This window comes from Paraburkholderia sp. SIMBA_054 (assembly GCF_046534875.1).
GTDB lineage: Bacteria > Pseudomonadota > Gammaproteobacteria > Burkholderiales > Burkholderiaceae > Paraburkholderia > Paraburkholderia hospita.
The window spans coordinates 107,548-131,371 of the sequence record NZ_JAWRXV010000019.1 but is presented as its reverse complement, the minus strand read 5'-3'; the positions used below and the strand labels follow the sequence as shown (position 1 = coordinate 131,371).

The following is a 23,824-nucleotide window of genomic DNA, read 5'->3' as shown; positions in this document are numbered from 1 at the left end:
TAACTTACGGAGAGACTGTGGCGGGACCGTTCAATGCCTGAGACTCGCGGAAGCTGCTTACCGATCAACTGGTGACACCGCCTCCGGTACGAGTTGCGGCGCATGGGATTGCGGTCTACGCTGGACGACATCATCGAACCGACGGTCCGGTTATGGCTGCTTTGCTTGCGTTGCTGAAATACGCTAATGCGATGGTTCTCGTCGCCTCTGTAGCAGAGGCGCTGATTCTTGCTCTCCGGTACGGTCGACAAAGCTACGACTGGAAAGCAGCCACAGTGTCGGTCGCCGATTTTCTCGTTCGCGAGTATCCGCTGCGCTGGTTGCTGCCGCTCGCGTTCTGGGGCACCGCCATGAACTGGGTCTGGCAGCACAGACTCTGGACGTTGCCGATCAGTCATTGGAGTGGTTGGCTGGCGTGCTTCGTCGGCCAGGAATTCTGCTACTACTGGTATCACCGCGCCGCGCATCGGATGCGCTGGTTCTGGTGCACACATGCCGTGCACCATTCACCGAATCAGCTCAATCTTTCTGCAGCATACCGGTTTGGCTGGACTGGCCGCCTCACGGGTTCGTTGGCGTTCTTTCTGGTTGCACCGCTTTTCGGTATGCCGCCCCAGATCGTGTTGACACTGCTATCGCTCAATCTGCTGTATCAATTCTGGTTGCATGTTACGTGGATTCCACGCCTCGGCCCGCTCGAATGGATCGTCAATACGCCTTCGAGCCATCGCGTGCATCATGCTTGCAACCTCGAGTACCTGGACGGCAACTATGGCGGTGTGCTGATCGTGTTCGATCGGCTTTTTGGCACATATATCGCAGAGCGACACGACGTGCCGTGTCGCTTCGGTCTAGTCAAGCCGATTACGACAGGCAACATGCTCGCAATTGAGTTTGAACACTGGTGTGCGTTGTGGCGCGACCTCCTTTCGTCGCGTTCGGTGCGCGATATTTGTGGGTTCATTGTCGAGCCACCAGGTTGGCGACCAGATGGCGATGGCGAGACGACTGAAGAGCTAAGGCATCGCGCCGAACGGCCATCCGGGGACTTTCGATAACACGTTAAACGCCCAAGTGCTGCCACTTTTAGCATGGCTATGACGGGGTGCTCAGGCCAACGCCGGTCTAATGCCAGGCATCGGAAACGACAGGCTACGCGCTTTCAGTCGACAGACAGGGCAGGACATCAACTAGCTTTCAGGATAGATTGACGCACCATACATTTCCCCTTTTAATTTCGCACGTCGAAATAAATAGTATTGTTTTCGTGGTTAAGGCGGGATGGGCGACAGACATTAACCTCCAGCATTCCGGACACTGGCTACGAGGCATCACCTGCATGCCACTCGTCTGCCCCTCGCGAACCTGAGGAAGTCGCAAAAGGTACTGCGCAGCTCCTTCGTTGTACACGGAGAAAAAGGTATTCCCTTCTGCACCCTCAAGTGGCCCCGCAAGGCGCTCGTATACCCGCTTGTCATTCGTTTTTTTCCGTGAAACACTGGGCCGCATCTGCTGTGCCGGACTCGGTTCCGATATACCGGACAAACAGGCAAGTGCGCGATCTATCGGTTTTCACGCCTGCGGGCAGCCATAACCGCTTTGGTCGCGAGTTCCGTCCAAATTGGGGTTCCTCTCACAGGGTCGAAAATGAGACTGTTCAAAGAAAGCGTAAGGTTCGCCTGTTTGTCCGCCGTCGTCGGCCTGCTGGCACTCACTGGTTGCACCAAGGTCGCGACGCCTGGCCAGGATGCCGCGACCGGCTCGACTTTGCAGGCCGTCCTGCAACGCGGCACGCTGCGTGTCGGCGATTGTCTGACCTTCGCGCCATTCGGCTTTTACGACAAGAGTGGGCAACCGGACGGTTACGACGTCGATCTCGCGAAAGAACTCGCGAAACAGATGGGTGTGAAGCTCGAGATGGTCAACACGACGAGCGCAAACCGCATTCCGAATCTGCAGACCGCCAAAGTCGACGTAGTCTTCTGCAACTTCACACGCAATCTCGAGCGCGCAAAGGAAATCGCGTTCACGACGCCGTATGTCGTCGCGAGCGAGGCGCTGCTCGTCAAGAAGAGCAGCGGCATCCAGTCGGTCAAGGACATGTCGGGCCACACGATTGCGACCGTCAAGGGATCGACGAACGGCGACGAAGTGCGTGCGCTGGGCATCCCCGTGAAGATCCAGGAATACGACAGCTCGGAAGCCGCCATCCTCGCCGTCAAGCAGGGCCAGGCCGACGCGATGATCGAAGACAACAACTTCCTCGCCTATCAGGCGAAGCTGGACCCGGAGCTGACCGTCACCAACGAGGCCCTCGTGCCACTCGAATACAACGCGTTCGGCGCGAAGGCGGGCGATCAGGTCTGGCTGAACTACCTGAACCTGTTCCTGTTCAACATCAACGCGTCGAAGCTCAATGCGCAGCTTTACACGAAATGGTTCGGCACCCCGCCCCGCTATCCATTGAACCCGCAGTTCTGAACACGAACGCGCGGCGCGAACGACAGCCCGACTTTGCGAAGGAATGGCGATGAGTTATCAATGGCTGACCCTGTGGGGCTATGTGCCCGAGTTCTTCCAGGCCGCGTGGCTCACGTTGCAGATCACGCTGCTCGCATTTTGCGTCGCGCAGATTCTCGGTCTGCTGACGGCGCTCGCGGGCGCTTCGCATCTCGCGCCGTTGCGCGTCGTAGCGCGCAGCTATATCGAGACGATCCGCAATACACCCGTTCTGCTGCAGATTTTCATCGTCTTCTTCGGTCTGCCATCGCTGGGCTTGAATCTGAGCGCATATACGGCGGGCGTGATTGCGCTCGGCGTGAATGTGGGTGCGTATATGGCAGAGGTCTTCCGCGCCGGCATTCAGTCGGTGCCGCGCGGACAGATCGAAGCGGCCGGCATTCTCGGCCTTGGGCGTGCCCAGGTCTTTATCGAAGTCGTATTGCCGCAAGCGGCGCGCGCCGTCTATCCCGCGATCATCAACAACCTGATCCAGTTGCTGCTTGGCACGTCGCTGCTCTCCGCGATTGCGCTGCCTGAACTGACGGGCACGGCGACCGTGATCAATGCGCGCACCCTGCTCTATATCCAGACGTTCTCGGTCACGCTGATCGCGTATCTGATCATGAGCAATTGCCTGTCATGGATCGCGGAGCAGATCGGCGCGCGCGTGTTCCAGCCGCCCTTAATGCTGAAGCAGCACACGCGCAGGCGGCTATTGCTGATTCCGCGTCAAGAGAACCGCAGCTGAACCGCATCCGGCCCGCACCTGACCCATCGAAGGGGAAACCGTCCATGTCAACCGAACTGCTGACGACCAGCCTGTCGATCCTGCTTCAAGGACTGGTCACGACCTTGCTGCTATCTGCGGCATCGATTGTCGGCGGCACGCTGATCGGCCTGCTCGCCGCCGTGTTGCGCTCGTTCGGACCATGGGGCAGCGCGCGCGTCGCGAAGCTCTACACCGAACTGTTTCGCGGCACACCCGTGCTCATCACGCTGATGTTCATCTATTTCGGTGTGTCGTACTTCGGCTATGCGATCGATGTGTTCGCGGCGGGCGTGGTCGGCTTGAGCGTGTATCAGGGCGCATATATCGCCGAAGTGTTCCGCTCGGGCATCGAAGCCGTGCCCAAAGGGCAATGGGAAGTCTCGCAGATTCTCGGCCTTGGCAAGACACAGACGTTCTTCTCGGTCGTGTTGCCGCAGACGGGCAAGATCGTGTTGCCGCCGCTGATCGGCCAGTACCTGTCGCTGATCAAGGATACGTCGATCGTCAGCATGATCGGCATGTCCGAGCTGATGCATGGCGGTCAGGCCATCGTCGACCGCGTCGGCAAGCCGGTCGAAATCTACGGACTCGTCGCCGTACTGTATTTCGTCGTGTGTTTCCCGCTGTCGCAGTGGGTGCGCCACCATGATCGTAGGAGCCTGTTGTCATGACCACATCCATCGGGTCCAAGCCAGTCATCAACCTGAACGGCGTGAGCAAGTCGTTCGGCGCCACGAAGGTGCTCAAGGAAATCAATCTCGAGGTGCGCCCCGGCGAAGTGCTCGTGCTGATCGGCGCATCCGGTTCGGGCAAGAGCACGGTGCTGCGCATCATGGCCGGCCTCGAAACGGCCGATTCGGGCGAAGTCTGGGTCAACGATGTTCCGCTGCACGATGTGCGCCGCGCAAAGGAAATCCGCGGTCATGTCGGCATGGTGTTCCAGCAGTTCAATCTGTTTCCGCACAAGACCGCGCTCGGCAACGTGACGCTCGCGCTGATCAAGGCGCGCAAGATGAGTGCCGTCGACGCGCGCAAACGCGCGATGGACGTGCTCGACCGCGTGGGCCTCGCCGATCGTGCCGAGCACTATCCGAGCCAGTTGTCGGGCGGGCAGCAGCAGCGTGTAGCGATTGCGCGGGCGCTGGCTGTCGAGCCCGGCATCATGTTCTTCGACGAAGCGACATCCGCGTTGGACCCGGAACTGGTCGGCGAAGTGACGGAAGTCATGCGTGGACTTGCGCGGGACGGCATGACGATGGTCGTCGTCACGCACGAGATGGGCTTCGCGCGCAAGACGGCGGACCGCGTCGTGTTCATGGACAAAGGCGTGATCGCCGAACAGGGCGTGCCGGAGGAGATCTTCGTCACGCCGAAGAACGAACGGACGCAGCAGTTCCTGCACCGCGTGCTCGATCATTGAAGCATCGCATCGATCGGCGCGTCGGTCTCTGATGGGTGCTGCCGCGAGAAATGCGGCAGTCCGGCCCAGGGTCCGTTAAACGCGCGCTGCGGGAAACGCACGCGAAAGCACGAACAACGACAACACGAGAACGAACTGCGATTCCTATCGCCGACGGAGTCTACGCAATGTCTGCACCAGAATCGTCACGGGCCCGGGGAGTGGACCGCGTGATCGGCATTTTCAGGGAACTGCATACTGCGCGGCGTCCACTGACGATGAGGGAGTTGATCGAGGCAACGGGTGCGCCGCGCTCGAGCGTCTACGAGCTGGTCACGATTCTCACGGAGGCGGGGTGGCTCGAAACGGGCGCCGACGGCAGCGTGTTTTTCGGGCGCGAGATGCACTACTACGGCGCCGATTACGCGATGCACAATGATCTCATCAGCCGCGCGCATCAGACCATACTCGGTCTCGTGCGCAAGTACGACGAGACCGCACAACTATGCATGCTCGAAGGCAACAAGTACACCGTGGTGCTGTCGGAAAACAGCGCGCGCCCGTTCAACATCACGTCCGATATCGGCGTGAAGGTGCCGATTCCGTGGACGGCGACGGGTCGCCTGTTGCTCGGACATCTGACCGACGACGACGTCCATGCGCTGATTCCAGACGAAGACTACGTGCTGGTTGACGGTCGCCGCATCGGGTTCGACGACTTCATGCGGGACGTTCGCGATGCGGCAGCCCAGGGCTATTGCTGCACGGAGGGTCTGTCGATGTCGTTCCGGCTGTGCATGGCCGCGCCTGTTCGCGATCGCACTGGCCTGCCCATCGCGGCGCTGTGCTTCATGACGGGACGCAACACCGATCCCAGCCAGCGTGCCGCGATGCTCGACGATCTGATTGCCTCCGCGAAGTCGTTGTCGCAGCCATCCATGCGTACCTGAATCCGTCCCTTGAGACGCACGCGCCGCAGCAACAGTAACCTGAACCCGCCGTCGCGCCCCCTTTCTAGCATCGTTGTCAGTTTGCCGGCGCGGCGCCCGGCACCGCTACGCTTTTCAGTGGCGATCAACGTCGATTTTTTTGACCATTGATCTGCGCGGCGCAATCAGCGCGGCAACCGCTAGAATTGCGGTTTTAGCCGGAATACGCCCATGTCTTTTGCCTCGCTTGGCCTGATCGATCCCTTGCTGCGTAATGTGCAGGACCTCAATTACCAGACACCTACGCCGGTGCAGGTCAAGGCGATTCCTGCTGTGCTCAGTGGCAAGGACGTCATGGCTGCGGCACAGACGGGCACTGGCAAAACGGCGGGTTTTGCGCTGCCGCTGTTGCAACGGCTGGTGCAACACGGCCCGGCGGTGTCCAGCAACCGCGCGCGTGTTCTGGTGCTGGTGCCCACGCGTGAACTGGCCGAACAACTGCTGCAAAGCTTTATCGCTTACGGCAAAGGCCTCGACTTACGATTTCTGGCCGCCTACGGCGGTGTGAGTATCAACCCGCAGATGATGAAGTTGCGCAAAGGCGTGGATGTGCTCGTTGCCACGCCGGGCCGTTTGCTAGATCTCAATCGCCAGAACGCAGTGCAGTTTGATCAAGTACAAACGCTGGTGCTGGATGAAGCCGACCGCATGCTGGATCTGGGTTTTGCGCGCGAACTCAACGCCGTCTTTGCTGCCTTGCCCACTCAGCGCCAGACCCTGCTGTTCTCTGCCACGTTTACCGATGATATCCGCGCCATGGCGGCGGGCATTTTGCGCGGCCCGGTCAATATCAGCGTCAGCCCGCCCAATGCCACGGCCAGCAAGATCAAGCAGTGGGTGGTGACGGTGGATAAAAAGAACAAGCCTGACCTCTTCATGCACCTTGTGGCTGAGAACCACTGGGAGCACGCGCTGGTGTTCGTCAAAACCCGCAATGGCGTGGATTACCTGGCGGCCATGCTGGATGAAGCGGGCTATGCGGTCGACACCATCCACGGCGACAAACCGCAACCCGCGCGCCTGCGTGCGCTGGAGCGCTTCAAGACGGGCGAAGTCAATATGCTGGTAGCCACCGATGTGGCTGCGCGCGGCCTGGACATCGACGACCTGCCGCTGGTAATCAACGTTGATCTGCCGATCGTGGCGCAAGACTATGTGCACCGTATTGGCCGTACCGGCCGCGCGGGCGCCAGCGGCGTGGCGGTGTCCCTTGTGTGTGCCGATGAAGCGCCACAACTGGCCGCGATTGAAGCGCTGATCCGGCAAACGCTGCCCCGTGAAGAAGAGCCGGGTTTTGAAGCCGAACACCGCGTGCCGCAAACCAGCGCGACGGGCCAGATCATCAAGAAACCCAAAAAACCCAAGAAGCCCAAAGTGCCGCAAGCTGCGCCGGGCGCCGTGCAGGTGCCCAGCAAAAACCCGCGCCCGCAAAGTGGCGAAAACAAACGCAAGCCTGCGGCGCAGCGCGCTGTGGCCGCGGGTAAAGGCACAAGCTTGTCCAGCGGTAACCCATTCAGCGTGCGAAAGCCACGCAGCAAACCCGCCAGCAAGCCAGTTGCGGGTTCACGTAAGCCGGCTGGCAAACCCGCTGGTGGCCGCGGCAAACGCCAACCCTGATCCATGGGGACGAGTAACGCCAGCCCTGGAACAGGCTGGCGGTTTGCGGCCCGCTAGCAGACAGCGGCGCGGCTTCGGCGTGCATCAGGTCGGCGGGTAACGGCGCACTGAATCCAGGATTCATAACAACTTCGGGGCCGAACGGTCGGCGAACCCGTCGATCGGTGTCGTACCGAAGGCACGCATGCCTTGCGCGATGAGCCCATACACCGGGTGCAGGATCATGTTCTTCCAGATCAGCGCGGAGACCGTCGGCATCACGAAGAACGGCGCGATGGCGAGCAGCCGCGCGACGCCCTGCCCGTAGAACTTGCGGTCGAACAGCACCGAGAACAGCACGCCGCCGACCACCGTGATCACCAGCACCGAGATGATCAACTGCATCGTGTGCAGGATCGATGGGCCGAAGGACGGGTCACTGGGAAGAAACGTGTAGTTTTCGAGACCCGCGAAGCCCTTTACGTCCGGATTCAGCAGGTTGTAGCGCGAGAACGAAAACCAGATCGTCATCGCGAGAGGAATCGCAATCCATAAGACGAGAACGCCTACGGACGGCATGACGAGCCAGCGCGCCGAAGACGCGCCTTTCCGGTCGAATCCACCAGCCTCCGCGGCTGGCGGATGAGCGGAGGAAGCAACTTGCTGCATGACTGTCTCCGTTGGGAGTGCGCGGCAGCGCCGGCCGTTGCCAGCGCCCCGCAATTTCGATGCGTTACGGCTACTTCTGATAGCCGCCCTGCCGCACTGCGCGGTCGGCGGCTGCATTGCCCGCCTTCAGCGCTGTCGGCACGTCGGTCTGTCCAGCTACGACCCCCGCGATGGCCTGGCCCACCACGGTGCCGAACGACTGGAATTCAGGGATTCCTACGAACTGGACGCCGGTGTAAGGCGCCTTCTTGAGCTTCGAATCATTCGGATTTGCCGTTTCGATGGCCTTCAGGACGAAGTCGCCAAACGGTGCAGCCTGTTTGTATTCCGGACGTGCGTGGGTTGACTTGCGCGTCCCCGGCGGCACCGATGCCCTGCCTTCGTCCTTTGCGACCAGCTCGATGTATTGCTTCGACGTTGCCCACTCGGCAAACTTCTTCGCCGCCTCCTGCGACCTCGAAGTCTTAGGAATCGCGAACGACCACGACCACAGCCAGTGGGAGCCCTTGGGCGTGACGGCGACTGGTGCGGCGGCAAAGCCGACCTTGTCCGCGACCTGTGACTGGGCCTTGCTCGAACGGCTTCAACGAAAACCTGACGCTAAGAAGATCAAAGCGAATTTTCGATTTCCAGTCCAGGGGTTTCCCGACGGAACTGCTACTCTTGATGAACGCGCTGGCCGGAACTTTTCCCGCTGTCGCGCGCTCTGCGTAGAAGCACACGCCGCACATCGCGCGCACCGGTCGACGGACACGATGCCGCTCATGCAAAGAGGCCGCGCGTGTGAGATCTCGCTCAACACATATTTTGGGAGCGGCACATGCAACTTGGAATGATTGGACTTGGACGCATGGGCGCCGACATGGTGCGGCGGCTTTCGCAGGGCGGTCAGCAGTGTGTCGTGTTCGACGTCCAGCCCGCAGCGGTGCAGCGCCTCCAGCAGGAGGGCATTGCCGGCGCGTCGACGCTCGAAGATCTGGTCGCCAGACTGGAAAAGCCGCGCGCCGTGTGGCTCATGGTGCCTGCGGCCGTGGTCGATTCGACGCTCGAAAAACTGGTGCCGTTGCTGGAGCCGGGCGACATCGTGATCGACGGCGGCAACTCGCACTATCACGATGACATCCGCCGCGGCAACGAACTCGGCGCGAAAAAACTGCATTACGTCGATGTCGGCACAAGCGGCGGCGTCGCGGGCCGCGAACGCGGCTATTGCCTGATGATCGGCGGCGAGACGGACATCGTGAAGCATCTCGAACCGGTGTTTGCCGCGCTCGCGCCGGGCGCTGCCGCCGCGCCGCGCAACGCGGACCGTCAGCAGGACGGCAGCACGGCCGAACAGGGCTTCCTGCATTGCGGACCGCAAGGGGCTGGCCACTTCGTCAAGATGGTCCACAACGGCATCGAGTACGGGCTGATGGCCGCGTATGCGGAAGGATTGAACATCCTGCGACACGCGAACGCGGGCAAGCAGTCGCGCGAAATCGATGCGGAAACCTCGCCGCTGCGCGACCCGCAGTTCTATCAGTACGACCTGAATCTGGGCGATATCTCCGAACTGTGGAGGCGTGGGAGCGTGATTAGCTCGTGGCTGCTCGACCTGATTGCGGGCACGCTGTCGCGCGACGGCGATTTGAAGGACTTCGCGGGTCGTGTATCGGATTCGGGCGAAGGCCGCTGGACTATTGATGCCGCGATTGACGAAGGCGTGCCCGTGCCAGTGCTAAGCGCCGCGCTTTTCGCACGCTTCACGTCGCGCGGCGAAGCGGAGTTCGCGAATCGCGTGCTCTCCGCAATGCGCAAGGACTTCGGCGGTCATGCGGAAAAGCCAGGCGCTCCGACCACTTAAGGGAAAGGCGGCGGTGCACGCATGTGTATCGCCGCCCTGTCCAGAAACGAAGGGGCCGGGAGCCACAATCCTCTGCCCCTTTGTTTTTGCCCCGCCGTTGATCTCATGGTGATGCTCCAGGCGGCGTCATGAACGACCACGACGATTCCGAGTAGACGCCACTGGTGGCGAAGATTTTCGGCGCATCGGTGTCCATGCCGAAGTTCCGCGCGTACGAGGACAACTGGCTGAGCAACGATGCGCTCTGCGGCGGCATCGTGAATGTGAAGGCGGCCGCCGCGGGATCGAGCGCGATCGAATTGCTCTGCTTCCACAAGGTCCAATTCGCGCCGTTGATACCGGCGTCGTATGGAAAGCTCGCGTAGAGCGCGGCACCGGCGCTGTTGCGCGCGCCGGAGAACACATTGCCGATCGCGTCCTTCTGCGCGGCGTTCAGACAAGTGCCGTCGCGCACGTTGCTGGAGCAGGTCGGCACGTCGTTGGCAAGGCTGAAGTTCGCCTGACACGCGTTGATGTCGTGCACCATGCCGTCTGCGACGCCGTCGAGCGCATCGCACTTCGCGACGATTCTCGACGCCACCAGTTGCCGCTCGGCAGCCGTACAACCCGTCTTGATGTCGGGCTGACCGTTCGTCGTCGTTGCCGTCGCGACTTTCGCGAACTGCTGCGCGCCCCACATTTCGCCGATCGGCGCCTTCGGTAAATGAAAGCCCGGGTCGCCGGCAATGATGCCGTCGTACTCCGCCGACGACCTCGCCGCTGCGACCATCGCATGACGCCCGCCGTTTGAGCAGCCGCCGAAATAGCTGCGATCGCAGCGAAGCAATTTACCCAATCTGTGCTTGAGCGGCGAACACTTGCATCAATCTGCCATCCGCGGCTGGCGTCAGGCTGGACATTGCAATGGCGCGATTCAACGCGAGTGGCAACGGGCGGGTGCGCGTTGGCGTGGGCCGTCGCCTAGAATGTAAGTGCGGCGACGACCTGAAGGAGGATGTCGTGAGTGAAACGTTTATGGCGTACCTGATGGGTCCGGCGGTGATGTTGATGGTCGGCGTGGTGCTGTGGCTTGCCACCCGCCATCACGGGAACACAAGCGAGGGACGATCAAGCCGATGGCTTGATACCCATTACGTCGATCTGATGCATCATCGACATTGAGGGCTTCCCCAACGGTCATCGTATCGATCGGCGAATGGCAACGAACGGTCCGTCCCCTCCCCACATCAATCCGATGACCGCGTACTGACTGCCCGATTCGGGCGATGCTCCATATGGATCGACATGTCAGTGCATGCGCGAAAGAATACGAAGCAGGGAATCCCGTCCTGAGTCACGCGAGGCAGCACGCCCCCGCCCGCCAGTTACTCCATTGCGACCAACTGGCGGTCGAATAGTGTGTCGAGTTCCGTCCGGTCGGCAACCTGGTCGGCGGAGTCCTTGACCAGCATCAAGGTTGCAGTGGGATAGGGATTTCATGGGCGAGAGAGGCGCCCCGCTGCCCGTCCGTGGACAACCCTGATCGTTCCTCGGGAGCCACAGGAGAGATAGTGGCCCATCCTCACGTAGTCGTCGAAATGTCTCAGGTTGCATTGAGTCGCCCCTTCCCTACCGATGTGGTTGCAATCCGCAAAAGGTGAGCTAGAATCAGGTGCATTCTTCACCACGGGATCGCTCACCATGCAAATGGAAAGCTGGGTCGGAGCAATCGAGCGCGAATGGCATCAGTTGCGCCGCGCCGACCCTACACTGGATGTCGAAAAATTCTCCCGCCACGTCATTGCGGCAAACAAGACCGGATTCCTGTCACCGGAGTCGCTCGCCGCAATCGCAAACGCACTTCTCACCAGCACGTTAAGCCACGCACCCTATCTGGGTCGATGGTTACTGGAGCGCGTTGGCGCGAACCGCCATCCGGCCTGGCGAACGGCAATGGCCATATCCCTCGTCACACCAACAGGAGGAGAGGCGGACTTTGAGAGAGGCAACGCGATTCTTGAAGACGTGATGAAGGATGAAACCGCAGAGGATCGTCTGCGCGGCTTGGCCGCCGCCGCGCTGGCCGACAGCGCACGGCTCGGGCGGGGCATGCAGGTGGACGTGAGCCGTGCGCGCTCGCTCTACGAGCAGGCCATTGAACTGGGGCACAAAGCCTCAGCGCACAATCTCGGACTTTTCTGGGAGCGCGTGTGGGGTGCAGAAGACAGGAGCGTTGTCCCGGACCGCACAAAGGCCATGCAGAGCTATCGACGCGGTGGAGATGACAAACGTTGCCAACGCCGTCTGGAAGCGCTGCGTTGAGGCGCTACCGCCTGCGGGTCGGGCGGCTGGAAGATCCCGAGAGGCACCCGACGGATTTCGCTCATCAATGGATAAAGGCAAGGTGACGGAGAAGAGACTCTCCGTCCTCCGTGATGCGAGGGCGTACCGCGCCGCCCGCAAGTCGCTCCAGTGCGACAAGCTGGCGTTCAAGCAGCGTACCAAGTTCTTCCCGATCGGCAATGTGATCGGCGGAGTCCCTGACCAGCATCAATGTTGCGAATTCGTGGGCGCTCAGCACGGGATGCTCCTGATGCAAAGAGAGAAACGCTGGTCGTCAGGTTTCCAGTGACGTGGCGTTCGATGACGACCCACACAACCGTGGATTTAATACGGAGGGTGGGAAAGCTTAACGTCGAAATGTGACAGCATGAGGACGGCCGTTTTGGCGCTGGACGCCCGGCGGAGACGCATAGGTAGCGACCGACGCATCAGATGACGACATTGCCTCCTCTATAATTTCAGAATATCAACTTCGCATGGAGCCCTACGTTATGAGTCAAGCCCGCGGGCGATATGCGGGATCCCGGGACAACGGCCAACGCCGTCCTCGCCACGAAAAAAAATCTCCGCCCAACCGGCAGGGACAACCGTATGCGAAGGCGCCTCCCCGCGACTCCGCCCAGACTGCCTCCATTTTCAAAACACGATCTTTTCAGTTTCTGGTCGATGCGGTAGGCGCAGAGAATATCGCGATAGCACTTGAATCGAACATGACGCGCGTGGGCGAACTGATGAAGGGCGAGAGGTTCACGCCCGAGACCGCCTTTCACATGGAAACCACGCTTGGCTTGCCGCATGGCTTTTTTGACCAGCCCAATCCTGCGCTCGCGGCCGAGATCATTGCACGCCTGAAGTCACCGCTCGACTTCGTTCAAACGGACGACGGACCCGACGTAGAGGCGGAAGCACTTAAGCCGGCTTCTGCCCTGAACGTCGATCAGCAACCATTTCCTAAAGATAGTTTGTCCCAGGAAGCGCAAATGCCAAAGAAAGTAGCGGGCGGGTCGCCCAGAGCCGTCAAGAACAGTCGAAGCGGAACGGCCGAACAGCCTAAACCTCATGTACCGCTCAAAGCTTCGCCTTCGAAAGACAAGGCGTCTCCTAAAACGCCCCAACAGCAACCGCTGGCATTGAGCGACAGCGCCGAGGTAGAAAACATCCGACGCGCTAACCTCCACGTTCTCACGAGCCGCAATGGATCGAAAGTAAGACTTGGCGTGGTCATGGAGATGAGCGGATTCAACATAGCCGATCGGCTACATGGCAAGAAACGCATGGACAGTGTCGAAGCACACCGGTTCACGGAGCGGCTTGGTTTGCCAATCGGCTGGCTGGACACGCCGCGCTCCGAAGCCGAGATTCCAGAGTCGGTGTCGCATATGCTTACCCCTGCTTCGCGCGGTCGCGTATCCGTTCAACAACACGAGCCGCTTGCGACCGCAACAGACGATGGCGCGCCAGGGAAGAAGCTCACCAAAGCGAAGGCGCACACGAAGCGCTTACGTGCGGGCGACCTGCGCGATTCGGAAAGCCCCTCGCCTGTTTCGGCGGATGCCGCAGGAGAGCAAGAGACAATCGTCGTCAGCCCGCAAGATCATGTGAATGATTTCCCCGACGACCTTGCCGGCCGCACACCTGAAGAAAGTAATGGCGAGGCACCGGCAGCCACACCGGCAACCCGTGAGTCGCTCCCCGCCTCCGCAATACCGCAGCGAAACCCGGTGCCGCTGCCCTTCTCTTCCGTGACCAGCCTGGACAATCTTCACGGTATTGAACCGATAGCGGAAGCATTGATCAAGACGCTAGCAGGTAAAGCACGCACGGGTCGATTGGACGAATTGAAAGCGCTGGAACTTTTGCAGCAAGCGGTCCTGTTGTGAGTCGATGGCACCGTGCCACGCCGCCTCGTGCCATGACGCATAAAGCGCATCGGGGTGGCCCGGGCCCGGTGCGCGAAAAATCACCCCGTTTCGGGTCGGCGATCCACCACGAATCCCGTCGCTGACCGGCCATGAGCGCCACGCTACCGAGGATAATACTGAATTGAATCAGTCCCCGTGGCGACAGGAAACGGTTGTCGCGGTGACTCACTAATCCGCAACAGCACCCGATGCCGCAGCCGCCGTTGGCCAGAACGACCGGCGCTTGAACCGGTTAGCCCCCCCCCCCGGAAAGCGTGCCGTGTGCTGTCCGTGCACCTCCTGATTGGCAGGTATCATCCCGACGTGGTAAAAAGTCTTCGGTCGCGGGCGGACGCTCCGTGCCGTACCGCGTTCGCGAATGCGATTTTCAACATCTACAGGTTCAAAAAATGGCAACTGGTACAGTGAAATGGTTTAACGATGCGAAGGGCTTTGGTTTCATCACGCCGGACGAAGGCGGCGAAGACCTGTTCGCCCACTTCTCCGAAATCAAGACTGAAGGCTTCAAGTCATTGCAGGAAAACCAGAAAGTAAGCTTCGAAGTGAAGATGGGACCGAAGGGCAAGCAGGCCGCAAATATCAAGCCTGTGTAACCGGCACGCGCGTTATCCTGGCGCGTAACCCGCCCCGCGCGGGTCACATTTCTCACGTTCGGTGTGTCAGGAGTCCGTAAGCGTGACGGCATTCCATGGGCCCCGATACGGGCAGGACGGACAAGTCCTGCTCATGACCCGCTCGCCCAATCAGGCCGCGTAAATCACGACGACCGAGTGCCGAGGGGCTATCACTGGTCGGCGCAGGCACTGCCGGATTATGGGGCGCCTCCTCCGCTGGTGCGTTCCGCCACCGCTTTTCTCGTCCTCGCAATTACCCTCTCGTCCACGTCCGCTTGTCGCTCGCATTCTCGCTCGCTCGCGCAAAGCGTCGTAACCACGCATGGCCTCTCTAACAACAGTCCCTCCCGGCGACCCGTTTTTCAGTCGGCAAGCATCGCGCAGAGCCGCTTGCAGCAAGGCTGCTGCGTGTCGACGACTGTCGAGAAAACCAAGTCATTGATCAGTATGTGCTCTCAGAATCAGAGCGCCAGATTGTGCGCAAAAAAGGACGACTACCCCGAGTTGCCGTCGGCGGGATGTTGTAGAGCACCCAATGTACCCAGGTTATTTTCGGCGCGGCCGGGTCCGGCGCGTCAGGGTCGTCGACGATCAGCGCCAGGCTTTTTGTGTTCGCGGGCACGCCCGACCACTCGAGCGGCGGCGATACATCGGCGCCCTGGCAGGTATGCTGCACGGGAATCTCGCCGTTCTGCCGGAACGCTTGCGACGTTAGCGTCAGGGTCATGACGCGCTCCTAGGCAGCAACGATGGATGGCTGTCCCGGTGGGAAGATCAGCAAGGTGAGCGAGCGCGCCGGTAAGGAACGCGAGGCCCGTGCCCAGGCCGCTTTTGCACAGCGCTTGAGGTGAGTGTCGGGCACGTTGAAGTCCCTCACCGTCACGTACCCTGCTCATCACGGCGGCCGGTGATTGGTGCGCGCCCTGCGCGAATCGCGGCGGAAATCGAAGTGCTGCTCATCGTCACATAAGTGCCGCCCGAGCAGAGATGGCTTTGGTTGATAAGTAACGCGCACGGGTCGCAGAAGTGCGACAAGCAGGAGAACCACTGCAGATGATTGGAAGTTCCGACATATCGCACGAAGCCCCGCTGGAATGCGGGGCCTCTCGTTTTGCAATGCGGCATCAATGTTTGTGCCGGTGCAGCCAACCCATATGGTGCGAATCAAGCCACTGGGCCATCCCCTCTGCCGGGTGATCGCGCCTGTAACGTTGTGCCACCATGAACCCGGCGACCAACAAGACCGCCAGGCCGACAATGAAGTAGATCGTAGACTGAGTCATGGCAGCCTCCTTATTAGGTCGCGACCATGCTTATATTGTAGGTCAGCGGTTACGAAGTGCCGTGCGATGCAAGCGCACGATTTCCGCTCGCATCAACACGCGCGCTTGCGCCTACGCGGAGCGCCGGCGTCCCAAGTCGACCCTGCAGAGACGGTCGTATTTCCCCAAAACGGACGCTCCTCTGCCTGGGATCCTGAGGTTAGCCCTTCTCCCGGGTTTCGATCAGTACCGCACAGGGCGCCTTCTCGATGACTATTCCGCAGGTTGACTGGTTGGCCCAGCGGCGTAGCCGTGACAGATGGTGATGTCCCATCACGATGACTTCCGCAGTCAGCTGCCGGGCTTGTTCGACGATGACTTCGGGTGGATTTCCCGCGCAGAAATGCTGCTCCACCGTAAGATTCCGGGCGGCGAGCTGTGCAGCTGCTGCAGCCAGGACGGATTGTGCGAAAGACGTCTGCGCATGTGCGCACGGATAGGTCAGGCCATCGGGCGCGACACCGTCCTCGCAACCGGGAGGCAACGCGTAGGATGGGTCGACAACGCATAGAAGGTGTACGGTTGCCGTACCGGGTGCCGCCACACGGCCGGCCAGCTCGACGACGTGGACAGTCTGGGGTGAGCCGTCCAGCGGGACGAGGAGAATATTGAACATGGTTACAGATACTCCTCGAAGATCGGATTCACACCTCCGCGACACGCGGGACCATTTGCGGCTGTCCATAAGCGCGTCATGACACACTTGGCGCAGCACGGAAACCTCGTTCGCCCAGCGCACGATTGCCGTAAAAGGCTCTCGCTATCCGGTGAAAAACGCAACATGTACATTGCAGAATGGTGCAAGTGCCCTGTCAAGTAAACGAGTGAATTGGAAAAGCTGTGCGTGTCGCCGGTTGAATTGAGCAATGGCTGGAATGCACGTGCCCTGGTAACGTGGGCTACTGGATGCGCGTTGATTGATGGTTGACGATTTTGGAGGCGGTGCAGAATGGCTGAATGTGGCCAGAACTGAGCCGGACCGCACGATGACGGGCCAACCAGCAAGCAAGAAAGCTTCGATATCCGAAAGGCTCGAACGGATCCAGTTCGACGCTGCAACCAACCATCCTGAATCAATCCCACTTCAATTTAACAAGTCATCCAGATAACGTCGCTAACTGGATTTAGGCACAGCAGGTCAAGCCCGCATTGATAACCATTGAACATCAATGCATCCAAAAATCGCACTTCTCGTTTCGGACGTCTTGAGCAAATATCGGTGCTCAAGAGGTTCATAAACGCATCTACAGAAGAACGTATCGGAGACAGGCTCGAAACGTGAACAGCGTTTCGCCGCATTCCAGCGCGAGCCCGGTCATGGGCACCGCGACCCGTCACCGACGCGCGTCTCGCATCACAACACTTCGCTAGGTCATTTCTGCCGCCGCTTCGAGCGCGCCCAGGGCAGCGGTGCTTTTTGCGCCTGCCGCAGCGAGCTAGATGAATTCCGAGTACTTACTTCATTCGTCATTGCCTTGAAAATTCAGGAGACACTCACATGCAGATCACCGGAATGTTGGACGGCGCGCGCCTGCTGCAATTCGTCGGATTCCCGGCCAGCGAAGTGCTGGGCCCCGGCGCGAGCGAAGAAGAGATCAAGTCGCTGATCGACCGTCACGGCCAGGTTTTTATAAAGCCCGTGTTCAAGGGCGGCGTCGGCAAAAAGGGCAAGTCCGGCCTGCTCGGCCGCGCGTCCGACCTCAAGACGGCCCTCGCCGAAAAGGAGCGGCTCTACTTCGCCGAGCACGTCGTGGGCCACATGAGGGCAAAGGCGAACGGCGTGACGTTCGAAGCGGGTGTGCCAGCCAGGCACGAAGTCTATTTCTCGATCACTGACTCCACCCGCTTTCGCGCCCCCACGATGACGCTCTCTCACATGGGCGGCATGGACATCGAGGAAGTCGATCCGAAGCACGTCGCGATGGTGCCTTTCGATGCATTGACCGGGCTGAAGGCGTTCGTCGTCGCAAACGCACTCAGCGAGATCGGCGCGCCGCGCGAGATCATCTCGCCGCTCGTGCAGCAATTGCCGAAACTCTGGGAGCTCTTTCACGACTTCGGCATGACGACGCTCGAACTCAATCCGATCCGCATGCGCGAAGACAAGAAAGGGCGTCTCACGCCCGTGGCGTGCGACTTCAAATGCGGCTTCGATCGCGATGATCCGCGCTTCTCGCGCCTCGGCCTGCCAGCGCATCTGTTCGCCGCCGACTACTCGGACTTCGAGCAGGAGATCAACCAGCTTCGCACGCATCAGGGCCAAAGCGATGTGTACGTGATCAACGACCGCGGCACGATCCTCGCGCCCACCTTCGGCGGCGGCGCGAACTCACTTGTCACGGAGATGCTTGGCGACGCCGCCGTCATCTCGTCGGACTTCGGCGGCAATCCCCCCTACGAGAAGATGAAAGAAGTGGCGCGCATCTGCTTCAGGCATTGGCTGAAGCAGTCGAATGTGCTGTTCATCATCGGTGGCAAATCCAACAACACCGATATCTACGAGACACTGCGCGCGATGTCCGACGCACTGCGCGAGCATTTCAGCGAGCACGGCCCGACACCACTCTACGTCGTCCTCGGGCGCGGCGGTCCGAACCTCGTGCGTGGCATGTCGGCGCTGCGCGATACCTGCGATTCGCTCGGCCTCCCCTATCGCCTCTTCGGCTTCGATTCCGACATCAGCGAAGTCATCCAGTACGCACGCAAGGCCGATGCGTGGATGCAATCGGGCGGGCGCGCGCAGGTCGCGGTGCGCATCGGCGCACGCGAGGCGCAGTCAGAAACAGCACAGGCGTAAGGAGACCGACATGTACAGGCAAGACAGCAGTCATTTCAAGTATTTCGTCGGCATCCAGTCGCTCGCGCAGATCGCCACGCGCGAGGACCGCGTGTGCGTGCTCAATATCCTCGGTGGTGAATCGTCGGATGTGACACCCGTAAGCCATGCGTTCTCCGGCGGGAATATCGTGTTCGGCACCGCGCCGGGCAAAGGCGGCCAGGTGCTCGCGACGCCCTCCGGCGACATCCCGGTCTACAACAACGTGCGCGAAGGCCTCGAAGCCGGGCACCGTTTCAATTGCGGCGTCGTGTACCTGCCGCCGTCGGCTGCGCGCGACGGTGTGGCCGAGTTGATCCGCGTGAATCCCGATCTGCGCAAGATCTTCATCATCACGGAGAAGATCGCCGTGCACGACGCTCGTGAGATCCGGGCGATGGGCCAGCAGGCGGGCATTGACATCTTCGGCGCGAACGGGCTGGGTGTCGCGGACTCGTGGCAGAGCGTGCGCATCGGCGGCGCGCTCGGCGGCGACGATCCCGCTGCGACATTGCGCCGGGGCTCGATCGCAATCTTTTCGAACTCAGGCGGCTTCAGCACCACCATCGCGCAGTATCTCCGGATGAGCGGCTGGGGTACGTCAACCGTCATTTCCAGCGGCAAGGATGTCTACATCCACTACGCCGCGCCGGAGTTCGCGTTCGCTCTCGCCAACGACGCGCGCAGCAAGGCTGCCGTGTTGTACTGCGAGCCGGGCGGCTACTACGAGGCCGACGCCACGTTCACCAAGCCGGTGGTCGCGTGCGTGGTGGGCCGCTGGAAGAGCCGCCTTACGCGCGCGGTCGGACATGCGGGCGCGATGGCGGGCGGCGCCGACGATGCGCTTGCCAAGGAGCGCTGGTTCATGGAGAAGTTCGGCGTCGAGCGGCTCTTTACACCGGACGATCCGTGCTGCTCGGCCAGGGGCGCGGTGGTGACGAACATCGCGCACATTCCCGCCGCGCTCACGGCAGTGATGCGCGCCAACGCGACGATGCCCGACTTCGAACCAGAGGGCAGCCTCGCGCTCAAACCGTGGTTCGGCTCGGACCAAGGGCTTGAACTGCCCGACGAACTCGCCCTTCCGGTGGTGGAAGCGGTCGCGCCCTACAACGAGCAGGTGGCGCGGGTGAACGGCCAGATCGGCGCGATCCCGCCGCGCCAGACGCTGAAGGACGCCTCGGGCGCCTCGCAGATGGACGCGAAAACGCAGGTGAGCAGCCTGCACGGCGCATCGATGCTAGAAGCGGCGACGCGTTCGCTCGAAGCGAACGTCTGCCTCGCGCTGTTGCACGAGTTCGGTGGAACAAACGACGAGAAGCTCATCAATGTGGCCGTCGGCGCAGCGGTGAACCTGCACGGCACGCCCGAACTGGCGGCGGCGCAGGCCGCACGCGAGGCGGGCAATGCGCCCAACGCGGTGCTCGCGGCGGCGGCGGCGATTGTCGGGCCGAATCGCCAGCGTGCGGCGCGCGAAGCTGCAAAGCTGATGATCGACCGCTTCGCGGCGGCGAAGCTCACGAACGCATTCGACGTGACGTTCGATGTCGAAGCCGTCGATACCACCGGCAGCGAAGCGCTCTTCTCTGAAGCAAGCGACCCGAAGGCTGAAGCTTTGCTCGCGGGTCTGGCTGCGCGCGGCGTGAGTTCGGCGTTGGTTCGTTGGCTGGCGTGCGGCCCTGGCCATCCGCGTGCGGACGCGGTACTCGCCGCGATCACGACGACCCTCGCCTGGGGCCCGCTCATGCGCAAACGCATCTCGCGTCTGACGGCGGAGAGCCTGCCGTGGTGGACGAAGCTTTTCGGCACGCTGATCGGCGCCTCGGCAGACGCGTCGCGTCACGGCCCCGACAGCTTCTGCGGCGTCGGCGCCGAAGCGTTGCTCGGCGAACGCACGCTGACCGAGATCGCCTTCGCGGCGCTTCTCAACCGCAGACCTACCGCGGACGACCTGTTTGCGTTCAAGACCCTCGTCGGCCTGCTGCTCACGAACGGACCCGGCGCAATCTCGGCGCAGGGCGCGAAGGGCGCGGTATCCGCCGACGGCCCCGAGAGCCCCGAGCGGGTGCAACTGAACAAGGCGCTGGCCGGCTTTCTCACGCACACCGGCTATACGCATGGAGGCAACGGCTACGAAGGCATCGCGTTCCTCAACGACGCGTTTCGCGACAGCGGCCTCGACGATCCTGCCGACCCGAAACACGGCGTGGACCTCGAAGCGCTCGCACTGCGATCCGCCGAGCGGTATGCGCAATACAAGGCGCGCCAGAAGCATGCGGGCAGCCTCGACATCGCCAAGCTTCCGGGCGTGAATCACCCGGTCTTCAAGGACAAGCCGGTGAACCACGATCCGCGCGAGGTGTTCATCGCCAATCTGTATGAAGGGCGCGGCGAATACAACGCGTTTCATGCGTACTACCGTGCGCTGGTGCAAGCGCTGTTCGACGCGGGCGTGTCTCGCAATGTCTATTGCGTCAACGTCGATGCGGTAATCGCCGCGCTGCTGCTGAAGATGCTATGGCAGCCGCTGCGGCGCGGGGAGTTCAGCGAGGCGGACCTCGAAACCGCCGCATTCACGATCTTCCTGTATCCGCGCATGCTCGGCTGCGCCGCGGAAATCGACGATCACCTCAATCGCGGACGCAACATGGACACGCGCACGGCCGCTTCGCAGTGCCGCTTCGTGGCCTGACCGAAAGGCCCCTGAGGGCCGCCGCCACGCGCTTCTGCAATGGAAGGCGTGGCGCCGCCACGGCATCGATTGATAACCAGTGAACATCAATCGTTCAGAACATTGCACTTATCGTTTTGCCGGTTCCGGGCGAACATTCCCGAAACGACAATCCGCCGGATCACCGCGCATTTACAGGATTTCAGGAGACACCTCGATGCACCCCTCGTCCTCTACCCTTTCGCCCGGACGTTCGAAGGCCGCTGCGGTATTCCGCGTGACGGCCGGGAATTTCCTGGAGCAGTTCGACTTCTTTCTGTTCGGCTTCTACGCTACGCAGATCGCCAACGTCTTCTTTCCCGCCGCGAGCGAATTCGCCTCGCTGATGATGACCTTCGCGGTCTTCGGCGCCGGCTTCCTGATGCGGCCGCTGGGCGCGATTGTGCTTGGCGCCTACATCGACGACGTCGGCCGCCGCAAGGGCCTCATCGTCACACTCTCCATCATGGCGAGCGGCACCATCCTGATCGCATTCGTGCCGGGCTATGCCACGATCGGCCTCCTGGCACCGGCGCTGGTGCTGATCGGGCGACTGCTGCAGGGCTTCTCCGCGGGCGCGGAGCTGGGCGGTGTGTCCGTGTATCTCGCCGAGATGGCCACGCCCGGCCGCAAGGGCTTCTTCACGAGCTGGCAGTCCGCGAGCCAGCAGGTGGCGATCGTCGTGGCCGCAGGCCTCGGCTTCGCGCTCAATCAATGGCTGGACGCGACGGCCATCGCGGCATGGGGATGGCGCGCGCCGTTCTTCGTCGGCTGCATGATCGTGCCGTTCATCTTCATGCTGCGCCGCAATCTCGAGGAAACGCAGAAGTCAAGGCGCGCCAGCATCGCCCGACCATGAAGGAGGTGTTCCGCACGCTGGTCCAGAACTGGGCCGTCGTGGTCGCCGGCGTGATGCTGGTGGCGATGACCACCACGAGCTTCTACCTCATCACGATCTACGCGCCGACCTTCGGCAAGACGGTCCTGCACCTGAGCACCGCGGACAGCCTGCTCGTGACGCTGTGCGTCGGCGTGTCGAACTTCGTCTGGCTGCCGATTGGCGGGGCGCTCTCCGACAGGATCGGCCGCCGGCCGCTGCTGTTCACCATGACGGCGCTCGCCATCGCGACCGCTTACCCGGCACTGTCGCTGCTCGCTCACGCGCCGAGCTTTGTCAACATGCTGCTCGTGCTCTTGTGGCTCTCGTTCATGTATGGCATCTACAACGGCGCGATGGTCGTCGCGTTGACGGAAGTGATGCCAGTGGAAGTGCGCGTCGCGGGCTTCTCGCTGGCCTACAGTCTCGCGACGGCTGTGTTCGGCGGCTTCACCCCCGCGATCTCGACCGCCCTCATTCACATTACCGGCGACAAGGCCGCACCCGGCTACTGGATGAGCTTCGCCGCCGTCTGCGCCCTGTGCGCGACGTTCGCGCTCTATCGCCGCCGCGCAGTGACGTTGACGCCAGCGCACTGATGCGGCTCTCGTCCCGCATACTCCTGAACACGCAACCCGATACGCATTCATCCATGAAAAACCTGCTTCTGAAACTTTGCACCGTAGCGCTCGTGGCAATGTCGACCGCCGCAGCGAACGTGCAGGCCGCCGACCTGCACGTCATGAGCTCGGGCGGTTTCACCGCCGCGTATAAGTTGCTCGGCCCGAGATTCGCGTCCGCTACGGGCAATACGCTCGACACCGCGCTTGGGCCCTCGATGGGCAAATCACCCGAGGCGATTCCCAACCGCCTCGAGCGCGGCGAGCCCGCCGACGTCGTGATCATGGTCGGTTATGCGCTCGACGATCTGATCAAGGAAGGCAAGATCGTCCCCGGATCGCGGGTCGAACTGGCGGATTCGCGCATCGGCATGGTCGTGCGCGAAGGCGCCGCGAAGCCCGACATCGGCTCGGTCGAGGCGCTCAGGCAAGCCCTGCTCCACGCCAGGTCGATCGCCTACTCGGATAGCGCGAGCGGCGTCTATATCGAGCGTGAGCTCTTCAAGCGGCTCGGCATCGAGGATCAGGTCAAGCCGAAGGCGAAAATGATCCCGCGGATTCCGGTGGCGTCGGTGGTGGCAAACGGCGACTACGAAATCGGCTTCCAGCAGGTGAGCGAGTTGCTGCCCATCAAGGGCGCGACGTACGTCGGAAAGATTCCCGAGTCCCTGCAGTCCGTCACGCGTTTCGCTGCCGGCATCCCCATCGGCGCACAGCATCCGAAGGAGGCGAAAACTCTCCTCGACTATCTCGCTTCGCCCGAAGTGCAGCCCGAAGTGAAATCGACCGGGCTCGATTCCGTCACTATGCATTGATACGGCGAACCGGAATGCGTGCCATAAGCCGCCTGCC

18 protein-coding genes and 5 pseudogenes are annotated in these 23,824 nt (G+C 61.4%); 16 read left to right on the top strand and 7 right to left on the bottom strand.

Annotated features, from left to right (window positions below):
* Window positions 1-152 precede the first annotated feature (152 nt).
* The 7 genes from SB822_RS23525 to SB822_RS23495 all read left to right on the top strand — a co-directional run bounded on the left by SB822_RS23525 (window position 153) and on the right by SB822_RS23495 (window position 7,276).
* Complete coding sequence (locus SB822_RS23525; protein WP_090837480.1) at window positions 153-1,058, top strand: sterol desaturase family protein; 906 nt, start codon at window positions 153-155, stop codon at window positions 1,056-1,058.
* A gap of 589 nt (window positions 1,059-1,647) precedes the next feature.
* Window positions 1,648-2,481, top strand: a complete 834-nt coding sequence (locus SB822_RS23520; protein ID WP_007739337.1) for a transporter substrate-binding domain-containing protein — start codon at window positions 1,648-1,650, stop codon at window positions 2,479-2,481.
* A 49-nt stretch (window positions 2,482-2,530) separates the two neighbouring features.
* The gene (locus tag SB822_RS23515) at window positions 2,531-3,250 is read left to right on the top strand and encodes an amino acid ABC transporter permease (RefSeq protein WP_090837534.1); all 720 of its coding nucleotides are present in this window, start codon (window positions 2,531-2,533) and stop codon (window positions 3,248-3,250) included.
* Window positions 3,251-3,294: 44 nt separating this feature from the next.
* Window positions 3,295-3,942, top strand: coding sequence for an amino acid ABC transporter permease (locus SB822_RS23510; protein ID WP_007590043.1), 648 nt, complete (start codon window positions 3,295-3,297; stop codon window positions 3,940-3,942).
* Window positions 3,939-4,691: an amino acid ABC transporter ATP-binding protein gene (locus tag SB822_RS23505; RefSeq protein WP_007590042.1), complete on the top strand. Its 753-nt coding sequence runs from the start codon at window positions 3,939-3,941 to the stop codon at window positions 4,689-4,691. The genes SB822_RS23510 and SB822_RS23505 overlap by 4 nt, the downstream gene beginning before the upstream one ends.
* A 167-nt stretch (window positions 4,692-4,858) precedes the next feature.
* Complete coding sequence (locus SB822_RS23500; RefSeq protein ID WP_039901758.1) at window positions 4,859-5,620, top strand: IclR family transcriptional regulator; 762 nt, start codon at window positions 4,859-4,861, stop codon at window positions 5,618-5,620.
* A 210-nt stretch (window positions 5,621-5,830) separates the two neighbouring features.
* Window positions 5,831-7,276: a DEAD/DEAH box helicase gene (locus SB822_RS23495; RefSeq protein WP_090837478.1), complete on the top strand. Its 1,446-nt coding sequence runs from the start codon at window positions 5,831-5,833 to the stop codon at window positions 7,274-7,276.
* Between the two features lie 144 nt (window positions 7,277-7,420).
* On the opposite strand, the pseudogene SB822_RS23490 reads toward SB822_RS23495, so the two are convergent.
* Window positions 7,421-7,834, bottom strand: a pseudogene (locus tag SB822_RS23490) (carbohydrate ABC transporter permease); the annotation flags it as partial.
* A gap of 160 nt (window positions 7,835-7,994) precedes the next feature.
* Window positions 7,995-8,498: pseudogene (locus SB822_RS23485) on the bottom strand (extracellular solute-binding protein); the annotation flags it as partial.
* A 246-nt stretch (window positions 8,499-8,744) separates the two neighbouring features.
* On the opposite strand from SB822_RS23485, the gene gnd reads away from it, so the two are divergent.
* Complete coding sequence (gnd, locus tag SB822_RS23480; protein WP_079499630.1) at window positions 8,745-9,770, top strand: phosphogluconate dehydrogenase (NAD(+)-dependent, decarboxylating); 1,026 nt, start codon at window positions 8,745-8,747, stop codon at window positions 9,768-9,770.
* A 118-nt stretch (window positions 9,771-9,888) separates the two neighbouring features.
* On the opposite strand, the pseudogene SB822_RS23475 reads toward gnd, so the two are convergent.
* A pseudogene (locus SB822_RS23475) lies at window positions 9,889-10,584 on the bottom strand (tannase/feruloyl esterase family alpha/beta hydrolase); the annotation flags it as partial.
* A 185-nt stretch (window positions 10,585-10,769) separates the two neighbouring features.
* Between SB822_RS23475 and SB822_RS23470 the strand changes: the two are divergent.
* Entirely contained in the window at window positions 10,770-10,931 is a 162-nt protein-coding gene (locus SB822_RS23470; RefSeq protein WP_236674096.1) for a hypothetical protein, read from the top strand.
* A 519-nt stretch (window positions 10,932-11,450) separates the two neighbouring features.
* Window positions 11,451-12,071 carry a hypothetical protein gene (locus tag SB822_RS23465; protein WP_007577964.1) on the top strand — a complete coding sequence of 207 codons (621 nt, stop codon included), beginning with the start codon at window positions 11,451-11,453 and terminating at the stop codon, window positions 12,069-12,071.
* 64 nt (window positions 12,072-12,135) lie between these two features.
* On the opposite strand, the gene SB822_RS23460 is transcribed toward SB822_RS23465, so the two are convergent.
* Window positions 12,136-12,330 carry a hypothetical protein gene (locus tag SB822_RS23460; RefSeq protein ID WP_079482161.1) on the bottom strand — a complete coding sequence of 65 codons (195 nt, stop codon included), beginning with the start codon at window positions 12,328-12,330 and terminating at the stop codon, window positions 12,136-12,138.
* Window positions 12,331-12,583: 253 nt separating this feature from the next.
* Between SB822_RS23460 and SB822_RS23455 the strand changes: the two genes are divergently transcribed.
* Together SB822_RS23455 and SB822_RS23450 are read left to right on the top strand one after the other, a co-directional pair.
* The gene (locus SB822_RS23455; RefSeq protein ID WP_090837532.1) at window positions 12,584-13,972 is read left to right on the top strand and encodes a hypothetical protein; all 1,389 of its coding nucleotides are present in this window, start codon (window positions 12,584-12,586) and stop codon (window positions 13,970-13,972) included.
* A gap of 431 nt (window positions 13,973-14,403) precedes the next feature.
* Window positions 14,404-14,607, top strand: coding sequence for a cold-shock protein (locus SB822_RS23450; RefSeq protein WP_007577962.1), 204 nt, complete (start codon window positions 14,404-14,406; stop codon window positions 14,605-14,607).
* A 523-nt stretch (window positions 14,608-15,130) separates the two neighbouring features.
* On the opposite strand, the pseudogene SB822_RS23445 reads toward SB822_RS23450, so the two are convergent.
* From SB822_RS23445 to SB822_RS23435, 3 genes and pseudogenes are all read right to left on the bottom strand, one after another.
* Window positions 15,131-15,355, bottom strand: a pseudogene (locus SB822_RS23445) (YbhB/YbcL family Raf kinase inhibitor-like protein); the annotation flags it as partial.
* A gap of 397 nt (window positions 15,356-15,752) precedes the next feature.
* Complete coding sequence (locus SB822_RS23440; RefSeq protein ID WP_007577957.1) at window positions 15,753-15,911, bottom strand: hypothetical protein; 159 nt, start codon at window positions 15,909-15,911, stop codon at window positions 15,753-15,755.
* Window positions 15,912-16,110: 199 nt separating this feature from the next.
* Complete coding sequence (locus SB822_RS23435) at window positions 16,111-16,566, bottom strand: universal stress protein (RefSeq protein ID WP_007577956.1); 456 nt, start codon at window positions 16,564-16,566, stop codon at window positions 16,111-16,113.
* A gap of 882 nt (window positions 16,567-17,448) precedes the next feature.
* On the opposite strand from SB822_RS23435, the gene SB822_RS23430 reads away from it, so the two are divergent.
* From SB822_RS23430 to SB822_RS23415, 4 genes and pseudogenes are all read left to right on the top strand, one after another.
* Window positions 17,449-18,747 (top strand): ATP-grasp domain-containing protein, encoded by a 1,299-nt coding sequence (locus tag SB822_RS23430; RefSeq protein ID WP_090837475.1) that lies wholly within the window; start codon window positions 17,449-17,451, stop codon window positions 18,745-18,747.
* 10 nt (window positions 18,748-18,757) lie between these two features.
* Entirely contained in the window at window positions 18,758-21,457 is a 2,700-nt protein-coding gene (locus SB822_RS23425; RefSeq protein ID WP_090837473.1) for a CoA-binding protein, read from the top strand.
* A gap of 196 nt (window positions 21,458-21,653) precedes the next feature.
* Window positions 21,654-22,951 (top strand): annotated as a pseudogene (locus SB822_RS23420) (MFS transporter).
* A 53-nt stretch (window positions 22,952-23,004) separates the two neighbouring features.
* Window positions 23,005-23,787, top strand: a complete 783-nt coding sequence (locus SB822_RS23415; protein ID WP_079499637.1) for a substrate-binding domain-containing protein — start codon at window positions 23,005-23,007, stop codon at window positions 23,785-23,787.
* Window positions 23,788-23,824: the final 37 nt, after the last annotated feature.